The 15760-nt window shown below is 73.4% G+C and carries 14 protein-coding genes; 3 read left to right on the top strand and 11 right to left on the bottom strand.

What is annotated here, in order from left to right; translation table 11 throughout:
• Position 1: 1 nt before the first annotated feature.
• Genes ACFV18_RS18635 through ACFV18_RS18610 form a run of 6 tightly spaced genes read right to left on the bottom strand, consistent with a single transcriptional unit; the run spans position 2 to position 4805 of the window.
• The gene (locus ACFV18_RS18635) at positions 2-619 is read right to left on the bottom strand and encodes an NADH-quinone oxidoreductase subunit J (RefSeq protein WP_380484432.1); all 618 of its coding nucleotides are present in this window, start codon (positions 617-619) and stop codon (positions 2-4) included.
• Positions 616-1167 (bottom strand): NuoI/complex I 23 kDa subunit family protein, encoded by a 552-nt coding sequence (locus tag ACFV18_RS18630; RefSeq protein WP_380484430.1) that lies wholly within the window; start codon positions 1165-1167, stop codon positions 616-618. Before ACFV18_RS18630 ends, ACFV18_RS18635 begins: the two co-directional genes overlap by 4 nt.
• A complete protein-coding gene (gene nuoH / locus ACFV18_RS18625) occupies positions 1167-2126 on the bottom strand; it encodes an NADH-quinone oxidoreductase subunit NuoH (protein ID WP_380484427.1) in 960 nt (319 codons plus the stop codon). The genes ACFV18_RS18630 and nuoH overlap by 1 nt, the downstream gene beginning before the upstream one ends.
• Entirely contained in the window at positions 2123-3736 is a 1614-nt protein-coding gene (locus tag ACFV18_RS18620; protein WP_380484425.1) for an NADH-quinone oxidoreductase subunit C, read from the bottom strand. The genes nuoH and ACFV18_RS18620 overlap by 4 nt, the downstream gene beginning before the upstream one ends.
• A complete protein-coding gene (locus ACFV18_RS18615; RefSeq protein ID WP_380484423.1) occupies positions 3733-4407 on the bottom strand; it encodes an NADH-quinone oxidoreductase subunit B in 675 nt (224 codons plus the stop codon). Before ACFV18_RS18615 ends, ACFV18_RS18620 begins: the two co-directional genes overlap by 4 nt.
• Positions 4398-4805, bottom strand: coding sequence for an NADH-quinone oxidoreductase subunit A (locus ACFV18_RS18610; protein WP_380484421.1), 408 nt, complete (start codon positions 4803-4805; stop codon positions 4398-4400). The genes ACFV18_RS18615 and ACFV18_RS18610 overlap by 10 nt, the downstream gene beginning before the upstream one ends.
• 275 nt (positions 4806-5080) lie before the next feature.
• On the opposite strand from ACFV18_RS18610, the gene ACFV18_RS18605 reads away from it, so the two are divergent.
• On the top strand, positions 5081-6232 hold the full coding sequence (locus ACFV18_RS18605) for a sensor histidine kinase (protein WP_380484419.1): 1152 nt from the start codon (positions 5081-5083) through the stop codon (positions 6230-6232).
• Between the two features lie 95 nt (positions 6233-6327).
• Here the strand turns inward: ACFV18_RS18605 and ACFV18_RS18600 are convergent, their stop codons facing one another.
• The gene (locus tag ACFV18_RS18600) at positions 6328-7443 is read right to left on the bottom strand and encodes a S1C family serine protease (RefSeq protein WP_380484417.1); all 1116 of its coding nucleotides are present in this window, start codon (positions 7441-7443) and stop codon (positions 6328-6330) included.
• Between the two features lie 113 nt (positions 7444-7556).
• Here ACFV18_RS18600 and galE point away from each other — a divergent pair, with 113 nt between their 5' ends.
• Positions 7557-8531, top strand: coding sequence for a UDP-glucose 4-epimerase GalE (gene galE / locus ACFV18_RS18595; protein ID WP_380484415.1), 975 nt, complete (start codon positions 7557-7559; stop codon positions 8529-8531).
• A 35-nt stretch (positions 8532-8566) separates the two neighbouring features.
• On the opposite strand, the gene ACFV18_RS18590 is transcribed toward galE, so the two are convergent.
• On the bottom strand, positions 8567-10162 hold the full coding sequence (locus ACFV18_RS18590) for a hypothetical protein (RefSeq protein WP_380484413.1): 1596 nt from the start codon (positions 10160-10162) through the stop codon (positions 8567-8569).
• 110 nt (positions 10163-10272) lie between these two features.
• Complete coding sequence (locus ACFV18_RS18585; protein ID WP_380484411.1) at positions 10273-12567, bottom strand: PQQ-binding-like beta-propeller repeat protein; 2295 nt, start codon at positions 12565-12567, stop codon at positions 10273-10275.
• A 307-nt stretch (positions 12568-12874) separates the two neighbouring features.
• Here ACFV18_RS18585 and ACFV18_RS18580 point away from each other — a divergent pair, with 307 nt between their 5' ends.
• A complete protein-coding gene (locus ACFV18_RS18580) occupies positions 12875-13516 on the top strand; it encodes a TetR family transcriptional regulator (protein ID WP_100587127.1) in 642 nt (213 codons plus the stop codon).
• A 192-nt stretch (positions 13517-13708) separates the two neighbouring features.
• On the opposite strand, the gene ACFV18_RS18575 is transcribed toward ACFV18_RS18580, so the two are convergent.
• Both ACFV18_RS18575 and ACFV18_RS18570 read right to left on the bottom strand, forming a co-directional pair.
• Positions 13709-14653: a beta-ketoacyl-ACP synthase III gene (locus tag ACFV18_RS18575; protein ID WP_380484409.1), complete on the bottom strand. Its 945-nt coding sequence runs from the start codon at positions 14651-14653 to the stop codon at positions 13709-13711.
• A 95-nt stretch (positions 14654-14748) separates the two neighbouring features.
• Entirely contained in the window at positions 14749-15657 is a 909-nt protein-coding gene (locus tag ACFV18_RS18570) for a L,D-transpeptidase family protein (RefSeq protein ID WP_380484407.1), read from the bottom strand.
• Positions 15658-15760 lie beyond the last annotated feature (103 nt).

Genomic DNA, 15760 nt, shown 5'->3' with positions numbered 1-15760 from the left:
CTCAGCGCTCCTTCGTCTTCGTCAGGGCGGTGCGCAGGTTGCCGGGCCGGGGCTTCGTCCGGTCGCCCTTGGCGCGGGACAGCACGATCGCGCCGACCAGGGCGGCCAGCAGCAGCACCGACAGCGCCTCGAACGGCAGCACCCAGTGCGAGAACAGGAACTCGCCGGTGAGCCGGGTAGTACCGGCCGGGCCGGACAGGTCGATCCAGGACGAGCGGAACGCGTCCACCACCAGCGTCACCAGGGTCGCGGCGGAGGCCACGCCGACGGCCAGCGCCGCCGGGCGGTTGCCGGAGTCGGCGTCCGGGGAGCGGCCGATCGGGGCGCGGGTCAGCATCAGGCCGAACAGCACCAGCACGACCACCGAGCCCAGGTACACCAGCACCTGCACCCAGGCCACGAACTCGGCCGTCAGCAGCAGGAACTCGACCGCCAGCCCGCCCAGCGCGACCACCAGCCACAGCGCGGCATGCACCAGCTGCCGGGTGGTCACCGAAACGACGGCCGCGCCGAGCACCAGCACACCGACCAGCAGGAAGACGATCTCCTGCCCGGTCGGCGAGAGGTACGAGCGCGCGGCGGGCTCCAGCGAGCCCGCCGCGGCCAGCAGGGTGCTCAACTCTGCTCCCCCTCCTCGGCGGCGGCAGCGGCCGCGGCCAGCTTGTCGGCGGCCTTGCGGGCCATGGCGATCTCCTTGGGCTCCTCCGCCGCGGCGTCGTGCGCGGGCGGCGGCGGGACGGTCCACATCCACTCGCGCAGCCGGTCGCGCTCATGGGTGAGCTCACGGATGTCGGTCTCCGCGTACTCGAACTCCGGCGACCAGAACAGCGCGTCGAACGGGCACACCTCGACGCAGATCCCGCAGTACATGCAGAGCGAGAAGTCGATGGCGAAGCGGTCCAGCACATTGCGGGTGCGGGCGCGGGCGTTCGGGTCGGCGGCGGGCAGCGTCTCCTTGTGGGAGTCGATGTAGATGCACCAGTCCGGACACTCGCGGGCGCACAGCATGCAGACCGTGCAGTTCTCCTCCAGCAGCGCGATCACGCCGCGCGAGCGCGGCGGCAGTTCGGGCTGCACCTCGGGGTACTGCGCGGTGACGGTCCTGCGCGTCATCGTGCGCATGGTGACGGCCAGGCCCTTGGCCAGGCCGGAGCCGGGGAACTTCATCAGGAGATCGCCACCTTGACGATGCCGGTGAGGGCGAGCTGGGCCAGGGCCAGCGGGATCAGCACCGTCCACGCGAAGCGCATCAGCTGGTCCTCGCGCAGCCGCGGGTAGGTGACCCGCAGCCAGAGCACCACGAACGCCAGCGCGAAGGTCTTCGCCAGCGTCCACAGCCAGCCCAGGCCGTCGGAGAACGGGCCGTGCCAACCGCCCAGGAACAGCACCGTGGTCAGTCCGCAGAGCACCACGATGCCCGCGTACTCGGCGAGCAGGAACAGCGCGAAACGCAGACCGGTGTACTCGGTGTACGCGCCGAAGATGATCTCCGAGTCGGCCACCGGCATGTCGAACGGCGGACGCTGAAGCTCCGCCAGGCCCGCCGTGAAGAACACGAACGCGCCGATCAGCTGCCACGGCACCCACCACCAGTGGAAGGCGTCCACGATCCCCGGCAGCGAGACGGTGCCCGCCGCCATCGCCACCGACGCCGCCGCGAGCAGCATCGGCAACTCGTACGACATCAGCTGCGCGGCCGTACGCAGCGCGCCCAGCAAGGAGAACTTGTTCGCCGACGCCCAGCCACCCATCAGCGAACCCAGCACGCCAATACCCATGACCGCCAGCACGAAGAAGATGCCCGCGTCCACCGCCTGCCCGACCAGCCCGTTCGGCCCGACCGGAATCACCAGCAGCACCAGCAGATACGGCAGCAACGCGACCGCCGGCGCCAACCGGAAGATCCGCCGATCGGCCCCGGCCGGAACGACGTCCTCCTTCTGCGCGAACTTCACACCGTCGGCAACCAGCTGCGCCCACCCGTGAAACCCACCCGCGTACATCGGACCGAGCCGGCCCTGCATGTGCGCCATCACCTTGTGCTCAGCCTGCCCAACCACCAGCGGCAGCACCAGAAACGCCACCAGCGTGCCGACGCAGCGCAGCAGCGTGTCGAGAAGGTTCACGCGCCGTCTCCGTTCTGCTTGTCGTCGGACTGCTCGGGTTGCTGGGGCTGTTCGGCCTGTTCAGACTCGGGCTTCACGGCCTCGGCCTGCCCGGGCTCGGCCACCGCGGGCTCGGCCTGCCCGGGCTCGGCCGCCGTGGGCTCGGGCTGCGCGGGCTCGGGCTGCGCGGGCTCGGACTGCCTGGGCTTCGCCTCTGGGGGCTCGGGCTTCACGGGTTCGCCCTGCACGGACTCGGCGTGCCCCGGCTCGACCTGCCCAGCCCTGGCCTTCGCAGGCTCGGCCTGCGCGGACTCGCGCTTCGCAGGCTCGGGCTGCGCGGGCTCAGACGTCGCATCCTCAGGCTGCGCGACCTCCGCCTCCGCAGGCTCAGACGTCGCAATCTCAGGCCGCGCCTCCGCAGGCCGGGGCTTCGCGGGCTCGGCCTGCGCGGGCTCGGCAGGCTCGGGCTTCGCAGCCCCCGACTTCGCGGGCCCGACCTGCCCAGCCTCAGACTTCGCTGCGGCCGCCGCAGGCTCGGCCTGCACGGGCTCGGGCTTCGCGACCTCGGGCTGCGCCTCCGCGGAACCGGGCTTCGCGGACGCAGGCTTCGTGGGCTCGTCGTGAGCCGGGACGGGCGCGTGCCACGGGGCGTCGGACGACTGGGTCCGGGCGGTGCGGCGCGGGGTCTCGGGAGTCGGCGGTGTCTCGGGCGCGGTCTGGCTGACCGAGCCCTCGCCGACGCTGCGGCTGCGACGCGGACGGTCGGCGCGCACCGGCGGTACGTCGGTGGCGGGAGTGCCCGGGGCCGGGGCGTCCGGCGTGGCGGTCTGGCTGACCGAACCCTCGCCCACACTGCGGCTGCGACGCGGACGGTCGGCACGCACCGGCGGCGCGTCCGTGGCGGGCGCGTCCGGGGCCGTCGGGGCCTGGCTCGCGGAACCTTCCCCCACGCTGCGGGTGCGGCGGGGCCGGTCCACGCCCGCTCCGGCTCCGGCGCGGGCCGCGCGGGCGGGGCGTTCGGCGACCGGGGGCAGGGTGCCCTTGAGCGGGCCCCACTCGTTCGGGTCGGGGACGCCGGGCGGCAGCATCTTGCGTCGGGCCGGGCCGCCGCCGTGGTCGGACTCGCCGGGCTCCTTGGCGCCGGGCCAGTCCTTGGCGACGCGGGCGGCCAGCACGAAGTCCTTGCGCAGCGGGTGGCCCTCGAAGCCGTCCGGCAGCAGCAGGGTGGCCGGGTAGGGGTGGCCGGGGAACTCGATGCCGAACATCTCCCGGGTCTCCCGCTCGTGCCAGGCGGCGCCGGCGTAGACCCCGACCGCGGTCGGCAGCGCAGCCTTGTCGCGCGGCACCCGGGTGCGCAGCAGCAGCCGGCGCACCCGGCCGGGCTCGCCGACGGCGGCCAGGTGGGCGCAGACCGCGAAGCCCTCGGCGAGTTCGTCGACGGCGCTCAGCCAGTCCAGGAACGCCAGGCCGAGGACGTCGCGGGCGGCGGTGAGCGCCTCGATCCAGTGCTCGGCGGGGACGGTGACGGTGAGCAGGTCGTACGCCTCGGCGGCGGTCGCCCACGGTCCGATCGCGGCGGCGGCCCGCTCGGCGGGGGTCGGCGCGGCAGGGACGTCAGGGGTCTCGGTCACTGCTGCCCCTCCCCCGTCGTGGCCGGCCCAGTGGGCGCGGCGGCCCCAGCGGGCGCTGCGGGCGCAGCCTTGAGCGGGCGGCGCAGCGCGGCGGCGGGTGCGGCGTAGCGCTGCGGGACGTCCTCGGCGGCGATCTTCTCCTGGAGCTTGAGGATGCCCTGGAGCAGCGCCTCGGGCCGGGGCGGGCAGCCGGGCACGTAGACGTCGACCGGGATGATCTGGTCGACGCCCTTGGTGACGGAGTAGGAGTCCCAGTAGGGGCCGCCGGAGTTGGCGCAGGCGCCGAAGGAGATGACGTACTTCGGCTCGGGCATCTGCTCGTACAGGCGCTTGACGGCGGGGGCCATCTTGTCGGTGACGGTGCCCGAGACGATCATCAGGTCGGCCTGCCGGGGGCCCGGCGCGAACGGGATGACACCCATTCGGATGAAGTCGTGCTTGGCCATGGACGCGGCGATGAACTCGATGGCGCAGCAGGCGAGTCCGAAGTTGAAGCACCAGAGGCTGTAGCGGCGGCCCCAGTTGAGCACCACCTTGACCGGGTCCGGGGCGAGCCGGGCGAGCGGGCCGAGGCGGCGCTGCTCGACGGCGGCGCCGGGGTTGGCCGGGTCGGGGATGCCGAGCGGGACCGGCCCGTCGGCGGGCGTCCCGTGCGTGTGCGTCACGTCCATTCCAGAACGCCCTTCTTCCAGGCGTAGAGCAGTCCGACCGCGAGGAAGCCGATGAAGACGAACATCTCCACCAGCGTGACCGCCCCGAAGCCGGCGGCGGCGAACACCGTGGCCCACGGGAACAGGTAGATCGCGTCGACTGCGAAGATCACGTACAGGAAGGCGTAGACGTAGTAGCGGATCTGGGTGTGCGCCCAGCCCTCGCCGACCGGATCGACGCCGCACTCGTAGGCGAGCAGTTTCTCCGGGGTGTCGACCACTGGTCGCAGCAGGCGGTTGGCGGTGAAGGCCACCGTGACGAAGAGGACGCCGATGACCGCCAGCAGGCCGATCGCCGCGTAGGCGTCGAAGTAACCGCTGCCGGCGGCGGGGTCGGCAGCGAGCGGCTGCCACTCCATGGATTACGCCCTTCTTCTTTGCCCGTCCATAGCCATCGCTATCGCGGGAGTCTATGTGCACCGCTCGTCTACTCCCCCATCTGCCCGTTCTGCAAGACGTCCGGTGGACGCCCGGTGGAATTCCACTTGCCGGCCCGTCGGGAGCGGGGTTCAGCACGGGGGGTGGGGATAACCCCCGGGCGAAGACGGAGTGCAGCACCATGGCGACCCGCTGTCCGCAACCGGGATGCTGGTGATCGTCAAAGACCGGCGAACACCAGGGAGAGGGCGCCGACATGGAGGACAAGGCGAAGCGCCCGTCGTTGTACGGGCCGCAGCTGTGGCAAGAGGTCCAGCACGAGCTGCTGAACCTCCCGGTCGGCGTTGCCGCCTTCACGGTGATGGTGACGCTGTTGTGGACGGGGGTCGGCATGGCGGTGACGGTCGTCGGGCTGCCGCTGCTGGCCTTCGGGCTGACGTGCTGCCGCCTGTTCGGCCGGCTGGGCCGGATCCGGGCCCGGGCCTCGCTGGGCAGCCGGGTCGCCGAGCCGGGGCCGCTGGTGCCCACCCGCCCCGGTACGGCCGGCTGGGTCATGGCCTCGCTCGCGGACGGGCTGAGCTGGCGCTGCGCGCTGTACTGCCTGCTGATGCTGCCCTGGGGCATCCTCAGCTTCACGCTGACGGTGGTGCTGTTGACCGTCGGCTGGCCGGTGATGCCGTGGGCGATGCGGGGGCTGGCGTGGGTCTCCCGGCTGCTGGTGGAGAGCCTGCTGTCGCCGGGAGCGCTGGAGGAGCGGGTCCGCGAGCTGGAGGACGACCGGGGCGCGGTGGTCGACCACGCCGCCGCCGATCTGCGCCGCATCGAGCGGGATCTGCACGACGGCGCGCAGGCCCGGCTGGTGGCGCTGGCGATGGATCTCGGCCTGGCCAAGGAGAAGCTGTCGGAGGATCCGGTGGCCGCGCAGAAGATGGTCGACGCGGCGCACGGCGAGGTGAAGCTGGCGCTGCAGGAGCTGCGCGATCTGGCCCGGGGCATCCACCCGGCGGTGCTGACCGACCGCGGGCTGGATGCCGCGCTGTCCTCGGTCGCGGCCCGTTGCACGCTGCCGGGCGGCGTCAAGGTCCACGTCGAGCTGGGCGGGGAGCGCCCCGATTCGGCGGTCGAGGGCATCGCCTACTTCACCGTCAGCGAGCTGCTCACCAACGCTTCCAAGCACTCCGGCGCCCGCTCCGCCACGGTGGACCTCTGGCGTCAGGAAGGCCGGCTGATGCTGACGGTGCAGGACGACGGCAAGGGCGGCGCCGAGATACGGCCCGGCGGCGGCCTGGCCGGCCTGGCCGAGCGCGCCGAGTCGGTGGACGGCGTGTTCGTGGTGGCCAGCCCGGTCGGCGGCCCGACCTCGGTGACGGTCGAGCTCCCCTGGCGCACCCGGGCCGGCCGGGGCTGACAGTCCGGTCCGGGCGTGGACGGGCCCGGGCGTGGACGGGCCCGGGGTGCCGCCTCCCTTGCGCGGTGCGGCACCCCGGGCCCGAGCGGGCGGCCCTAGAGCGTCCCGAGGGTGACCTCCGCGGTCTGGTTCTGCCCGTCGCGCTGGTAGCCGACCGTGACCTTGTCGCCCGGGGAGAGCGAGGCCAGTGCGCTGGTCAGCGCGGCGGGGGTGGGGATCGCGGTGTCATTGATCTTCGTGATCACGTCGCCTGCCTGCAGCCCCGCGGAGTCGGCCGGTCCGCCGGAGGTCACCGAGACGATCACCGCCCCGGCGGGCTGGAAGTTCGCGTTGAAGAAGGGGCGGACGGTCACCCCGAGCGCGGCCCGCCCGGAGTTGGTGACGGTGCCGCTGGCGATCAGCTGACTGGCGATGCTGGTCACGGTGACGGCGGGGATGGCGAAGCCGATGCCGGGCGCCGCCGCGTTGCCCAGCTCCGGGTCCACCGCGGTCAGCGTGTTGATCCCGATCACCTGGCTGGAGAGGTTGACGAGCGCGCCGCCGCTGTTGCCGGGGTTGATCGCGGACGAGGTCTGCACCATGTTGCCGATGGTGGCGCCGGGCGAGCCGGAGCTCGACGGCTCGCTGACGGTCCGTCCGACCGCCGAGACGATGCCCTGGGTGACGCTGCTGGAGAGACCCAGCGGGCTGCCCATGGCCAGCGTGATCTGGCCGACCGCCACCTTCGCGCTGTCCGCGAAGGTGGCGGGCTTGAGGCCGCTGGGCGGGCTGCTCAGCTTGATCACCGCGAGGTCGGACTGCGGGTAGCTGCCCACCAGGGTGGCGTTCAGCGGCTTGCTGCTGTTGGCCAGCGTCACGGTGAAGGTCTGCGCGGTGCCGATCACGTGCGCGTTGGTGACGATGTCGCCCTTGTCGTCGAAGACGATCCCGGAGCCGAGGCTGTCGCCCGCGGTGATCTGCACCACCGAGGGCAGCACCTGGTTGATCACCTGCTGGTAGTCCTGCTCCGTCTGGTTGCTGGTGGACGGGGCGGGCGCGCTCGTGGTGGCGCCGGCCGCCGTGCTGGACCCGGAGCCCTTGTGGGCGCTGGAGCAGCCGGTGACCAGCAACGCCGCCGAGGCCAGCACCGCCGCCGAGCCGAGCCACCGCCTGGGCCCGGTGGGCCGGGGGCCGGCCGGAAGCGGGCGGGTCGGTTCCTTCTTCGGGCGCACGGCTGCCACCTCCGGTCACGGGACAGGACTTTGTCAGCATTTCAGCGAAATGTCCGAATGGCCGCCCAGACACACCCGCCCCCACCCGGAAGGCGGCCGTCTAGGATCGGCCCATGACCTGGTTGATCACGGGCGGGGCCGGCTACATCGGCGGTCATGTCGTCCGGGAGCTGGTCGCGGCCGGCGAGTCCGTGGTCGTCCTGGACGACCTGAGCACCGGCGCGGCCTCCCACCTGCCCCCCGGCGTCCCCCTGGTGACGGGCTCCACGCTGGACCGCCCGCTGCTGGACCGCGTCCTCACCGAGCACCGTGTACAAGGCGTGCTGCACCTGGCCGCCCGCAAGCAGGTCGGCGAGTCCGTCGCCCAGCCGCTGCGCTACTACCACGAGAACGTGGAGGGCCTGCGGATCGTGCTGGCCGCCGCGGTCGACGCGGGCGTGCGGCGGGTGGTGCTGTCCTCCTCCGCCGCCGTCTACGGCATGCCGGACGTCGAGCTGGTCACCGAGTCCACGCCGTGCGCGCCGATGAACCCGTACGGCGAGACCAAGCTGGCCGGCGAGTGGCTGCTGAACGCCTGCGCCGACGCGTACGGGCTGTCCGCGGTGTCGCTGCGCTACTTCAACGTGGCGGGCGCCGCCCTCCCCGAGCTGTCCGACCCGGGCGCGGCCAACCTGGTGCCGCTGGCCCTCCAGCGCCTCACCGCCGGGCTGCCCCCGCTGATCTTCGGGGACGACTACCCGACCCCCGACGGCACCTGCGTCCGCGACTACATCCACGTCTCGGACGTCGCCTCCGCGCACGTCGCCGCCGTCCGCCGGCTGAGCGCCACCGCGCCCGGCGAGCAGGTCCGGCTGACCCTCAACATCGGCACCGGGCACGGCGTCTCCGTCCGCGAGATGCTCGCCGGGATCGCCGAGGTCACCGGCCTCGACACCGCCCCCGAGGTGACCGCCCGCCGCCCCGGCGACCCGGCCCGGGTGGTGGCCTCCGCCGAGCTGATCCACCGCGAACTCGGCTGGACCGCCCGCCACGACGTCCGCGCCATGATCGCCTCCGCCTGGGCCGGCTGGCAGCACCGCCACCCGTAGGCCCCGGACCGCACCGGCCCGGGGCCAAGGGCGCGTCAGCTCGCCGGGTGGACCGGCGAGGTGGCCAGCGCGGTCAGCGTGGTGCCGTCGAAGCGGTAGCCGGTGGCGTTGCCCTGCGGGTCCACCGCCCACAGGTCGGCGAGGCCGTCGCCGTCCAGGTCGGTGCCCTGCAGCACCGGCTTGCCCGCGGCGTCCCAGCCACTCGCGGCGACCAGCACCGGGGCGCCGATCGGGTCGCCGAGGAACGGACCGGTCAGCGTCGAAGCGGCGTAGTAGTAGAGCGAGCCGTCCGCATCGTTGCGGGCGAACAGGCCGGGCAGGCGCTCCGCGCCGACCACCGCGGTGGTGATGGTCCAGCCGTGCCAGTCCCCGGTGCCGGCCGGGTTGACGCCGCTCAGCTCGACGGCCGACCCCAGACTCCCGTAGCCGCCGGGGATGCCGGCGCTGCCCACGACGAACAGCTTGCCGCCGGCCAGCACCAGCAGATTGTCCGTGGTGCGGAAGCCGGTCGGGTACCCGTTCGCGGCCTGGTACAGCTCACCGGCGTCGGCGACCCGCTCGACCCGCACGGTGCCGTCGTCGAAGACGTGCTGCCCGATGTTGACCGACTTGGACGGGTCGAACCCGCCGGCCGCGTAGGGCAGCGCGGTGCCGACGCCCACGCTCGGCAGGTAGGCCAGCACGCCGTCCGCCGTGCTGCCGTTGAACCGGCCGCCCACCGCCAGCACGCCGTTCCAGTCGGCGGCGCTGCCCGGCGCGTTCCGCCCGGTGCCGGCCGCGCCGACCTGGACGGCGGGGGCGAGCGCGCCGCCGCCCTGGCCCTTGGCGAGCCACAGGCCGTCGCCGAGGCCGAGCTGTCCGCCGACCAGCAGCAGGTCGGGCCGCCCGTCGCCGTCGATGTCACCGGCGACCCGCACGGGCTCCGCCGCCGACAGCCCGGCCGTGGCCGCCGGACCCGGGTTGCCGCCCGGGGACAGCGGGGTGACGGTCAGGGTGCTGTACGCGCCGGTGGGCGTGACGGTCAGGACGGCGTTGCCGGAGGCGTCGGCCGTGACGGTCCTCCGCGCGTCGGAGCCGACCTGGTACGAGTAGGCGGCGGGCGGCTGCCCGGGCCCGGCGGTGACGGTGATCTGCGCGGGCGTGCCGATCACCAGCCCGCCGGGGACCGACAGCGCCGGAGCGGCGGTGGGCGCGGTCGGGTCGTAGCGGAAGTGGCAGGTGGTGGACCACTCGCCCGGCACCTGGCCGCCCTGGGCGCGGGCCTTCCAGCCGAAGTCGGTGATCGCGCCGCCCGCCGCGGCCGTCAGGACGTCACGGGACAGCAGACGAACGGCGGCGGTGCCGGGGGTGGCGGACAGGGTGACGTCGTCGACGGGCGCCTCGGTGCCGGAGCGCAGCAGTTGGAACTCCACCTTCCCGGAGGCGGAGGCCTCGGCGAACAGCGTGAGGTCGGTGAGGCCGAGCACGGTGCCGCCGGCGCAGTCGGTGCTGGGCATGCTGCGCAGGCCGGTCGGTGCGGCCGCGTGCTCGGCGGCGCCCGCCGCGGGGGCGACGACCCCGGTGGCGGCGAGCACTACGCCGAGAGCGGCTGCGGCGACGGCGGAGCGGCGCCGGTCGAAGGAGATGGACATGCGGGTTCCCTCCCTTTGTCGATCACCGAATGCGGTGACCATTTGGGGGAGGGTATGCCAAGGCTTGACCCGCGGTCGCCCCCTTCGGGGAAGAGAGTCACCTACCGGCGTCAGTGCGGGACGGCGGTGCCGTAGAAGGAGTCCAGGGCGTATACGCAACGGTCCTTGGAGCCCACGAAAACCCGGCCGTCAACGGCGACCGGGGAGCCGGTCAGTTCGCCCTTGGTGCCGAGTTCCCAGCGCAATCGGCCGGTGGCGAGTTCCAGGGTGTGCAGCGAGTGGTCGCGGCTGCCCAGGTGGACCAGACCGTCGGCGACCGCCGGGGAGCCGACCAGGTCGGCGCGGGCGGCGTAGCGCCAGCGTTCCCGGCCGGTGGCGCTGTCGAAGGCGAACAGCGTGTCGCCGGAGCCCAGCAGCACCGTGCCGTCGGCGACCACGGCGGGCTCGGCGCCCTGCCGGGAGGCGGTGCCGGCCCGCCACAGGCCGTGGCCGGTGGCGGCGTCCAGCGCGTACAGGGTGCCGAGGTAGTCGGCGACGTACACCGCCCGGTCGTCCACCGCGGGCGGGGTGAACAGCACCACCGGCGCGTCGAACCGCCAGCGCTCGGCGCCGGTGGCGGCGTCCAGCGCGTGCACCCGCTGACCGGAGGTCAGGTACAGCACGCCGGAGCGCTCCACCGGCCGGGCCGGCACCTTGCCGCTGACCGGGAACGCCCAGCGCACGCCGCTGCCGCGCGGATCCACGCAGTGCAGCCGGCCGGCGCCCTGGTAGTAGGCGGCGCCGGCGATCAGCGCCGGGCCGGACTGCGGGTTCTCGTACTCCTGCTGGGCGTCGTCGGCGCGCCACAGTTCGGCGCCGCTGGCGGCCGAGCGCAGCTGCACGCCGCCGCCGCGGATGCCGCAGCACAGTACGCCGTCGGCGGCGTCCAGCGAATACACCCAGCCGTCCAGGGAGCTGCGCCAGCGCTCGGTGCCGTCGGCGGAGTCCACGGTGTACAGGTGCGGCCCGTCGGCGGCGTGCACCCGGCCGCCGTCCACGGCCAGCGCCCAGGCGACGTCGCGGGTCTTCCAGCGGCGCTCGCCGGAGCGGATGTCCAGGGCGTGCACCTCGAAGCTGGAGACGAACAGCGTTCCGTCGGCGACCACGGGGGTGCCCCACACGTCGTTGGACATCCGGAACCGCCAGGGCCGCCAGCGGGCGGCGGGCGGCTGCGGCGGGGCGGCCGGCGCCGGGGTGCGGCGCACCCAGTCGGTGCCGACCGGGGCGGCGGACGGCGCGACGGGCTCCACCCGGGGCCCGGGGCCTATCGGCACGTGCGCGCCGGCCAGCCGGACCTCGCCGTCGCCGCCGGGCGCGGCGGGCACCGGCCGCTGGTGCGGGCGCATCCGCTCGGTGGCCACCTCGGCCTCGGAGGGCGCCGCGACCGGCGCGACGTGCACGGACGGCGGGGCGACCGGCTGCGGCGGCACCACGACCGGCTGGGGCTGCGGCTGGGGCGGCTGGCTGACGGGGCGGCGGCTGCTGCGCTTGGCCTCGATCAGGTCGAGCGCGGCGGGCGGCAGCCAGTCCCCGGCCTCGCCGGAGGCGTCCGCCCGGGAGAACAGGTGCGGGGCCAGCTCGGCCTGGATCTGGGCGGGCGTCGGCCGGTGCTCGGGCGCGGGCCGCATGCAGGCCCGCACCAGGTCGACCAGTTCGGCCGGCAGTCCGGACAGGTCGGGCTGGTCGCGCAGCAGCTGGAACACCGTCTCGACGGGGTTGGTGCCCCGGTACGGCGGGTGCCCGGTGGCGCAGAAGACCACCAGCGAGCCGAGCGAGAACACGTCGCTGGCGCCGGTGACGCTGCGGCTGTCGCGGGCCTGCTCGGGCGACATGTAGGCGGGGGTGCCGACCGCGACGTTGGTCATGGTGAGCCGGGTGCTGGAGACCCCGGCGGCGATCCCGAAGTCGATCACCCGCGGCCCGTCCTCGACCACCAGCACGTTGGACGGCTTGAGGTCGCGGTGCACCAGCCCGGCGGCGTGGATGGACTGCAGCGCCTCGGCGATGCCGGCGGTCAGCCAGCGCACCGCGTCGGCGGGCAGCGGCCCGCAGTCGGTGACCAGGTCCTCCAGCGAGGGCGCGGGCACGTACGCGGTGGCCAGCCACGGGACCGCGGCGTCGGCGTCGGCGTCCACCACGGCGGCGGTGTAGAAGCCGCCGACCGTTTTGGCGGCGGCGATCTCGCGGGCGAAACGGACCCGGAACAGGTTGTCCTCGGCCAGTTCGCTGCGGACGGTCTTGATGGCCACCCGGCGACCCGAGGCCGACCGGGCCAGGTACACCAGACCCATCCCGCCCGCGCCGAGCCGGGCCAGCACCTCGAAGGGCCCGATCCGCCTCGGATCGTGCGCCGTCAGCTGGTCCACTCCGCAGCCACCTCCCCTTCAGCCAACGCCCCCCGGCGGTGGCGCGCCCCCGATTCTCCAATGCCCGCCGTCCTGGAGCCAATCTCCCCCGCCCGTGTCCCCCGGTCTGGTAGGGCGGCCCGGGGGCCGCCGAGCGGGCCCGCGGCCTCCACCGAACCCTTCGAAGCTGACTTGTCGTCACGCTGTGAGGTCATCAGTGCACGGGGGGGCAACAACACACGCTGAAAAGTCGTTGATTCTCCCCACGAGCGGACTAATAGTCGCACTACCGAATCGCGCCAAGATCGTGCCACGGTAAGCTGACGGCATGACAGGACAAGTTCGCACCGTCGACGGTCGCGTCGCCGGGCGGCGCGGACAGGAGACGCGGCAGAAGCTGCTCGACTGCCTCCGCGAGATGCTCAGCACGTCGCCGTACCGTGACGTCAAGGTCATCGACGTCGCCCGTATGGCGGGTACCTCCCCCGCGACCTTCTACCAGTACTTCCCGGATGTCGAGGGCGCAGTCCTTGAGATCGCCGAGGAAATGGCCGAGGACAGCGGCGGGCTCAAAGAGCTCGTCGATGGAAAGTCCTGGGCGGGAAAGACCGGCTTCACCACTTCCGAAGAACTGGTGGACGGATTCCTCGCCTTCTGGCGCAAGAATGACGCCATTCTCCGAGTGATCACACTCGGTGCCGCAGAAGGGGACAAGCGGTTCTTCAAGATCCGTATGAAGGTCCTCAACTCGGTGGCGGCTCCGCTTGCCGAAGCGGTTCGCAACACCCAGGGCAAGACCGACAAGACGGTCGACGGGTCGGCGATCGCCGGCGCCCTGGTGACGTTGCTGGCCGCGTCCGCGGAGCACTCGAAGGCGTTCACCTCGTGGGGCGTGAAGGTCAAGGACCTCAAGCCCAGCCTGGCGCTCCAGGTGTACCTCGGAGTCACCGGAAAGAAGCCGCCGAAGTAACACTCAGTCCAGTCCAGTGACGCCCGGCCCCGGTTCCTGTCCGGGGTGCGTCGGACGCGGCCGTGTCCTCGGGGGAGGTTCGCCGACGTACCGCGGGGTGTCATCCGCACCAGACAACGAAGCGCAGGGGCGGTCGGGAGGAAGGTCTCCCGGCCGCCCCTGCGCCGTGTGCCGTGGGTGCCGCCGCCTTGGTCAGGGGCAGCGCACCACCTGGCCGGCGTAGGCCAGGCCGCCGCCGAAGCCGAACAGCAGCACCGGGTCGCCGCTGTGCAGTTCGCCGCGCTCGACCAGCTTGGACAGGGCGAGCGGGATCGAGGCGGCGGAGGTGTTGCCGGATTCGACCACATCACGGGCGACCACCGCGTCCTCGGCCAGGCCGAGCTTTCCGGCGATCGCGTCGATGATCCGCAGGTTGGCCTGGTGGGCGACGAAGCCGCGCAGCTCGGACGGGTCCAGGCCGGCCTTCTCGCAGGCCCGGCGGGCCAGCGGGGCGACCTGGGTGGTGGCCCAGCGGAAGACGCTCTGGCCCTGCTGGCTGATGATCGGCTGCCAGCCGCTGATCACCACCGCCTCGCCCTTCTCCGGCTCGGAGCCCCACACCACCGGGCCGATGCCGGCCCGCTCGTCGGGGACGGCCTCCAGGACGGCCGCGCCCGCGCCGTCCGCGAAGATCACGCAGGTGGTGCGGTCGGTCCAGTCCACGATGTCGGACATCCGCTCGGCGCCGATCACCAGCGCGCGGGTGGCCGCGCCGGCCCGGAGCGCGTGGTCGGCGGTGGCCAGGGCGTACGAGAAGCCCGAGCAGACGGTGTTCAGGTCGTAGGCGGCGGGGGTGGGGATGCCGAGCCGGGCGGCGACCGCGGCGGCGGTGTTGGGGCTGCGTTCGATGGCGGTGCAGGTGGCGACGGCGACCAGGTCGATCTGGTCGGGGGTCACTCCCGCGCGGGCCAGCGCCTTCTGGGCGGCGCCCGCGGCAAGGTCGACCAGGGTCTCGTCCTCGGCGATGTGCCGGGCGCGGATGCCGACCCGGCTCCGGATCCACTGGTCGTCGGTGTCGACCATCGCCGAGAGATCGTCGTTGGTGAGGATCTTCGGCGGCTGGTAGTGGCCCAGCGCCACGATGCGGGAGGCGGTCATACTGCCACTCAACCGGGTTACCGGTCAGTCGGGCGGTAACGCCCTGACACAGGATCGAGGGCCGGATGCTGTAGGGCCCTCACAACCGGAACGCCTCAGGCCGCCAGCGAGTCGGCGTCGCCCATGGCGATCATCGGGTGCATGGCCGGGTCGAGGGCCTTGATCAGGTCGACCATGTGGTCCTCGGTCAGCGAGATGCAGCCGTGGGTGGGGCCGCCGTGGTCGAGGTGCAGCCAGATGCCGCCGCCCTTGGCCGCGCCCTCCGGGAAGCGGCCGTCGAGCGGGGAGGCGCCGGCCACCCGGTTGTAGTTGATCGCGACCACGTAGTCGAAGGAGCCGGCCAGCGGTTCGTTGTTGAAGCCACGGCCGGGCATCACGAACTTCGCGTTCTCGTCGTACGGCAGCTTGGAGCCGGGGTCGGCCTTGCGGCCGCCGGCGTCGGTGAGCGAGAACAGGCCGATCGGGCTGCGCAGGTCGCCGGAGCGGTGGTTGGTGGTCCAGCCCTTGAGGGCGTTGTGGGCGGGCCAGGACTGGCCGGCCTGCCAGCCGCCGTCCTCGCCGCGGGTCCACAGCGTGACGGTGTTGTCGGAGGAGTCCTTGCCCTGGCCGCTGGCGACCAGCACCTGACGGGTCTCCGCGGGGATCTTGGCCATCCAGTCGGCGCCGAGTCCCGGTATGGCGGTGATCCGCTCGCGGGAGGAGCGATCGGCGGCCGGGGCCTCGGTGTGGGCGTCGGCGCCCTTCATCGGGGAGACCTCGGGCTCGCGGTCCGGGGCCGCGCTGGCGGTGTCGCCCTGGAAGGTCCGGCCCGGGCCGACGGTGAACCAGCCGGCCGTCAGCGCCAGCAGGGTCGCGGTGCCGACGGTGAGCTTGGCGGCGCGGCGCGGCTTCGGCTTGCGCCGGCGGCGGCCCTCGGCTCGGCCCTGGGGCTGCTCATCCTCGCCCCGGGAGGCCGGCGCGGGGGCCGAGCGGCGGTGCGAGGCGGCGCGATGGGAACCGGACATGCCGACGATCCTCCCAGACCCGGGGGACGCGGTGGAACCCGGGCCGTGTGATGAGCCTGTGAGCATACGCGCCCGGGGATGCTTCTCCGGTGGTCGGAGGCAC

The organism is Kitasatospora sp. NPDC059673 (genome assembly GCF_042734215.1).
Taxonomy (GTDB): domain Bacteria; phylum Actinomycetota; class Actinomycetes; order Streptomycetales; family Streptomycetaceae; genus Kitasatospora.
The sequence above is the reverse complement of the archived record's forward strand: the minus strand, read 5'-3'. Positions and strand labels throughout refer to the sequence as shown.

Coding starts and splice junctions, on each gene's coding strand:
- ACFV18_RS18630 (WP_380484430.1), bottom strand. CDS start 1,167: ATGAAGTTCCCCGGCTCCGGCCTGGCCAAGGGCCTGGCCGTCACCATG.
- ACFV18_RS18615 (WP_380484423.1), bottom strand. CDS start 4,407: ATGGACGTGACGCACACGCACGGGACGCCCGCCGACGGGCCGGTCCCG.
- ACFV18_RS18610 (WP_380484421.1), bottom strand. CDS start 4,805: ATGGAGTGGCAGCCGCTCGCTGCCGACCCCGCCGCCGGCAGCGGTTAC.
- ACFV18_RS18605 (WP_380484419.1), top strand. CDS start 5,081: ATGGAGGACAAGGCGAAGCGCCCGTCGTTGTACGGGCCGCAGCTGTGG.
- galE (WP_380484415.1), top strand. CDS start 7,557: ATGACCTGGTTGATCACGGGCGGGGCCGGCTACATCGGCGGTCATGTC.
- ACFV18_RS18590 (WP_380484413.1), bottom strand. CDS start 10,162: ATGTCCATCTCCTTCGACCGGCGCCGCTCCGCCGTCGCCGCAGCCGCT.
- ACFV18_RS18580 (WP_100587127.1), top strand. CDS start 12,875: ATGACAGGACAAGTTCGCACCGTCGACGGTCGCGTCGCCGGGCGGCGC.
- ACFV18_RS18575 (WP_380484409.1), bottom strand. CDS start 14,653: ATGACCGCCTCCCGCATCGTGGCGCTGGGCCACTACCAGCCGCCGAAG.
- ACFV18_RS18570 (WP_380484407.1), bottom strand. CDS start 15,657: ATGTCCGGTTCCCATCGCGCCGCCTCGCACCGCCGCTCGGCCCCCGCG.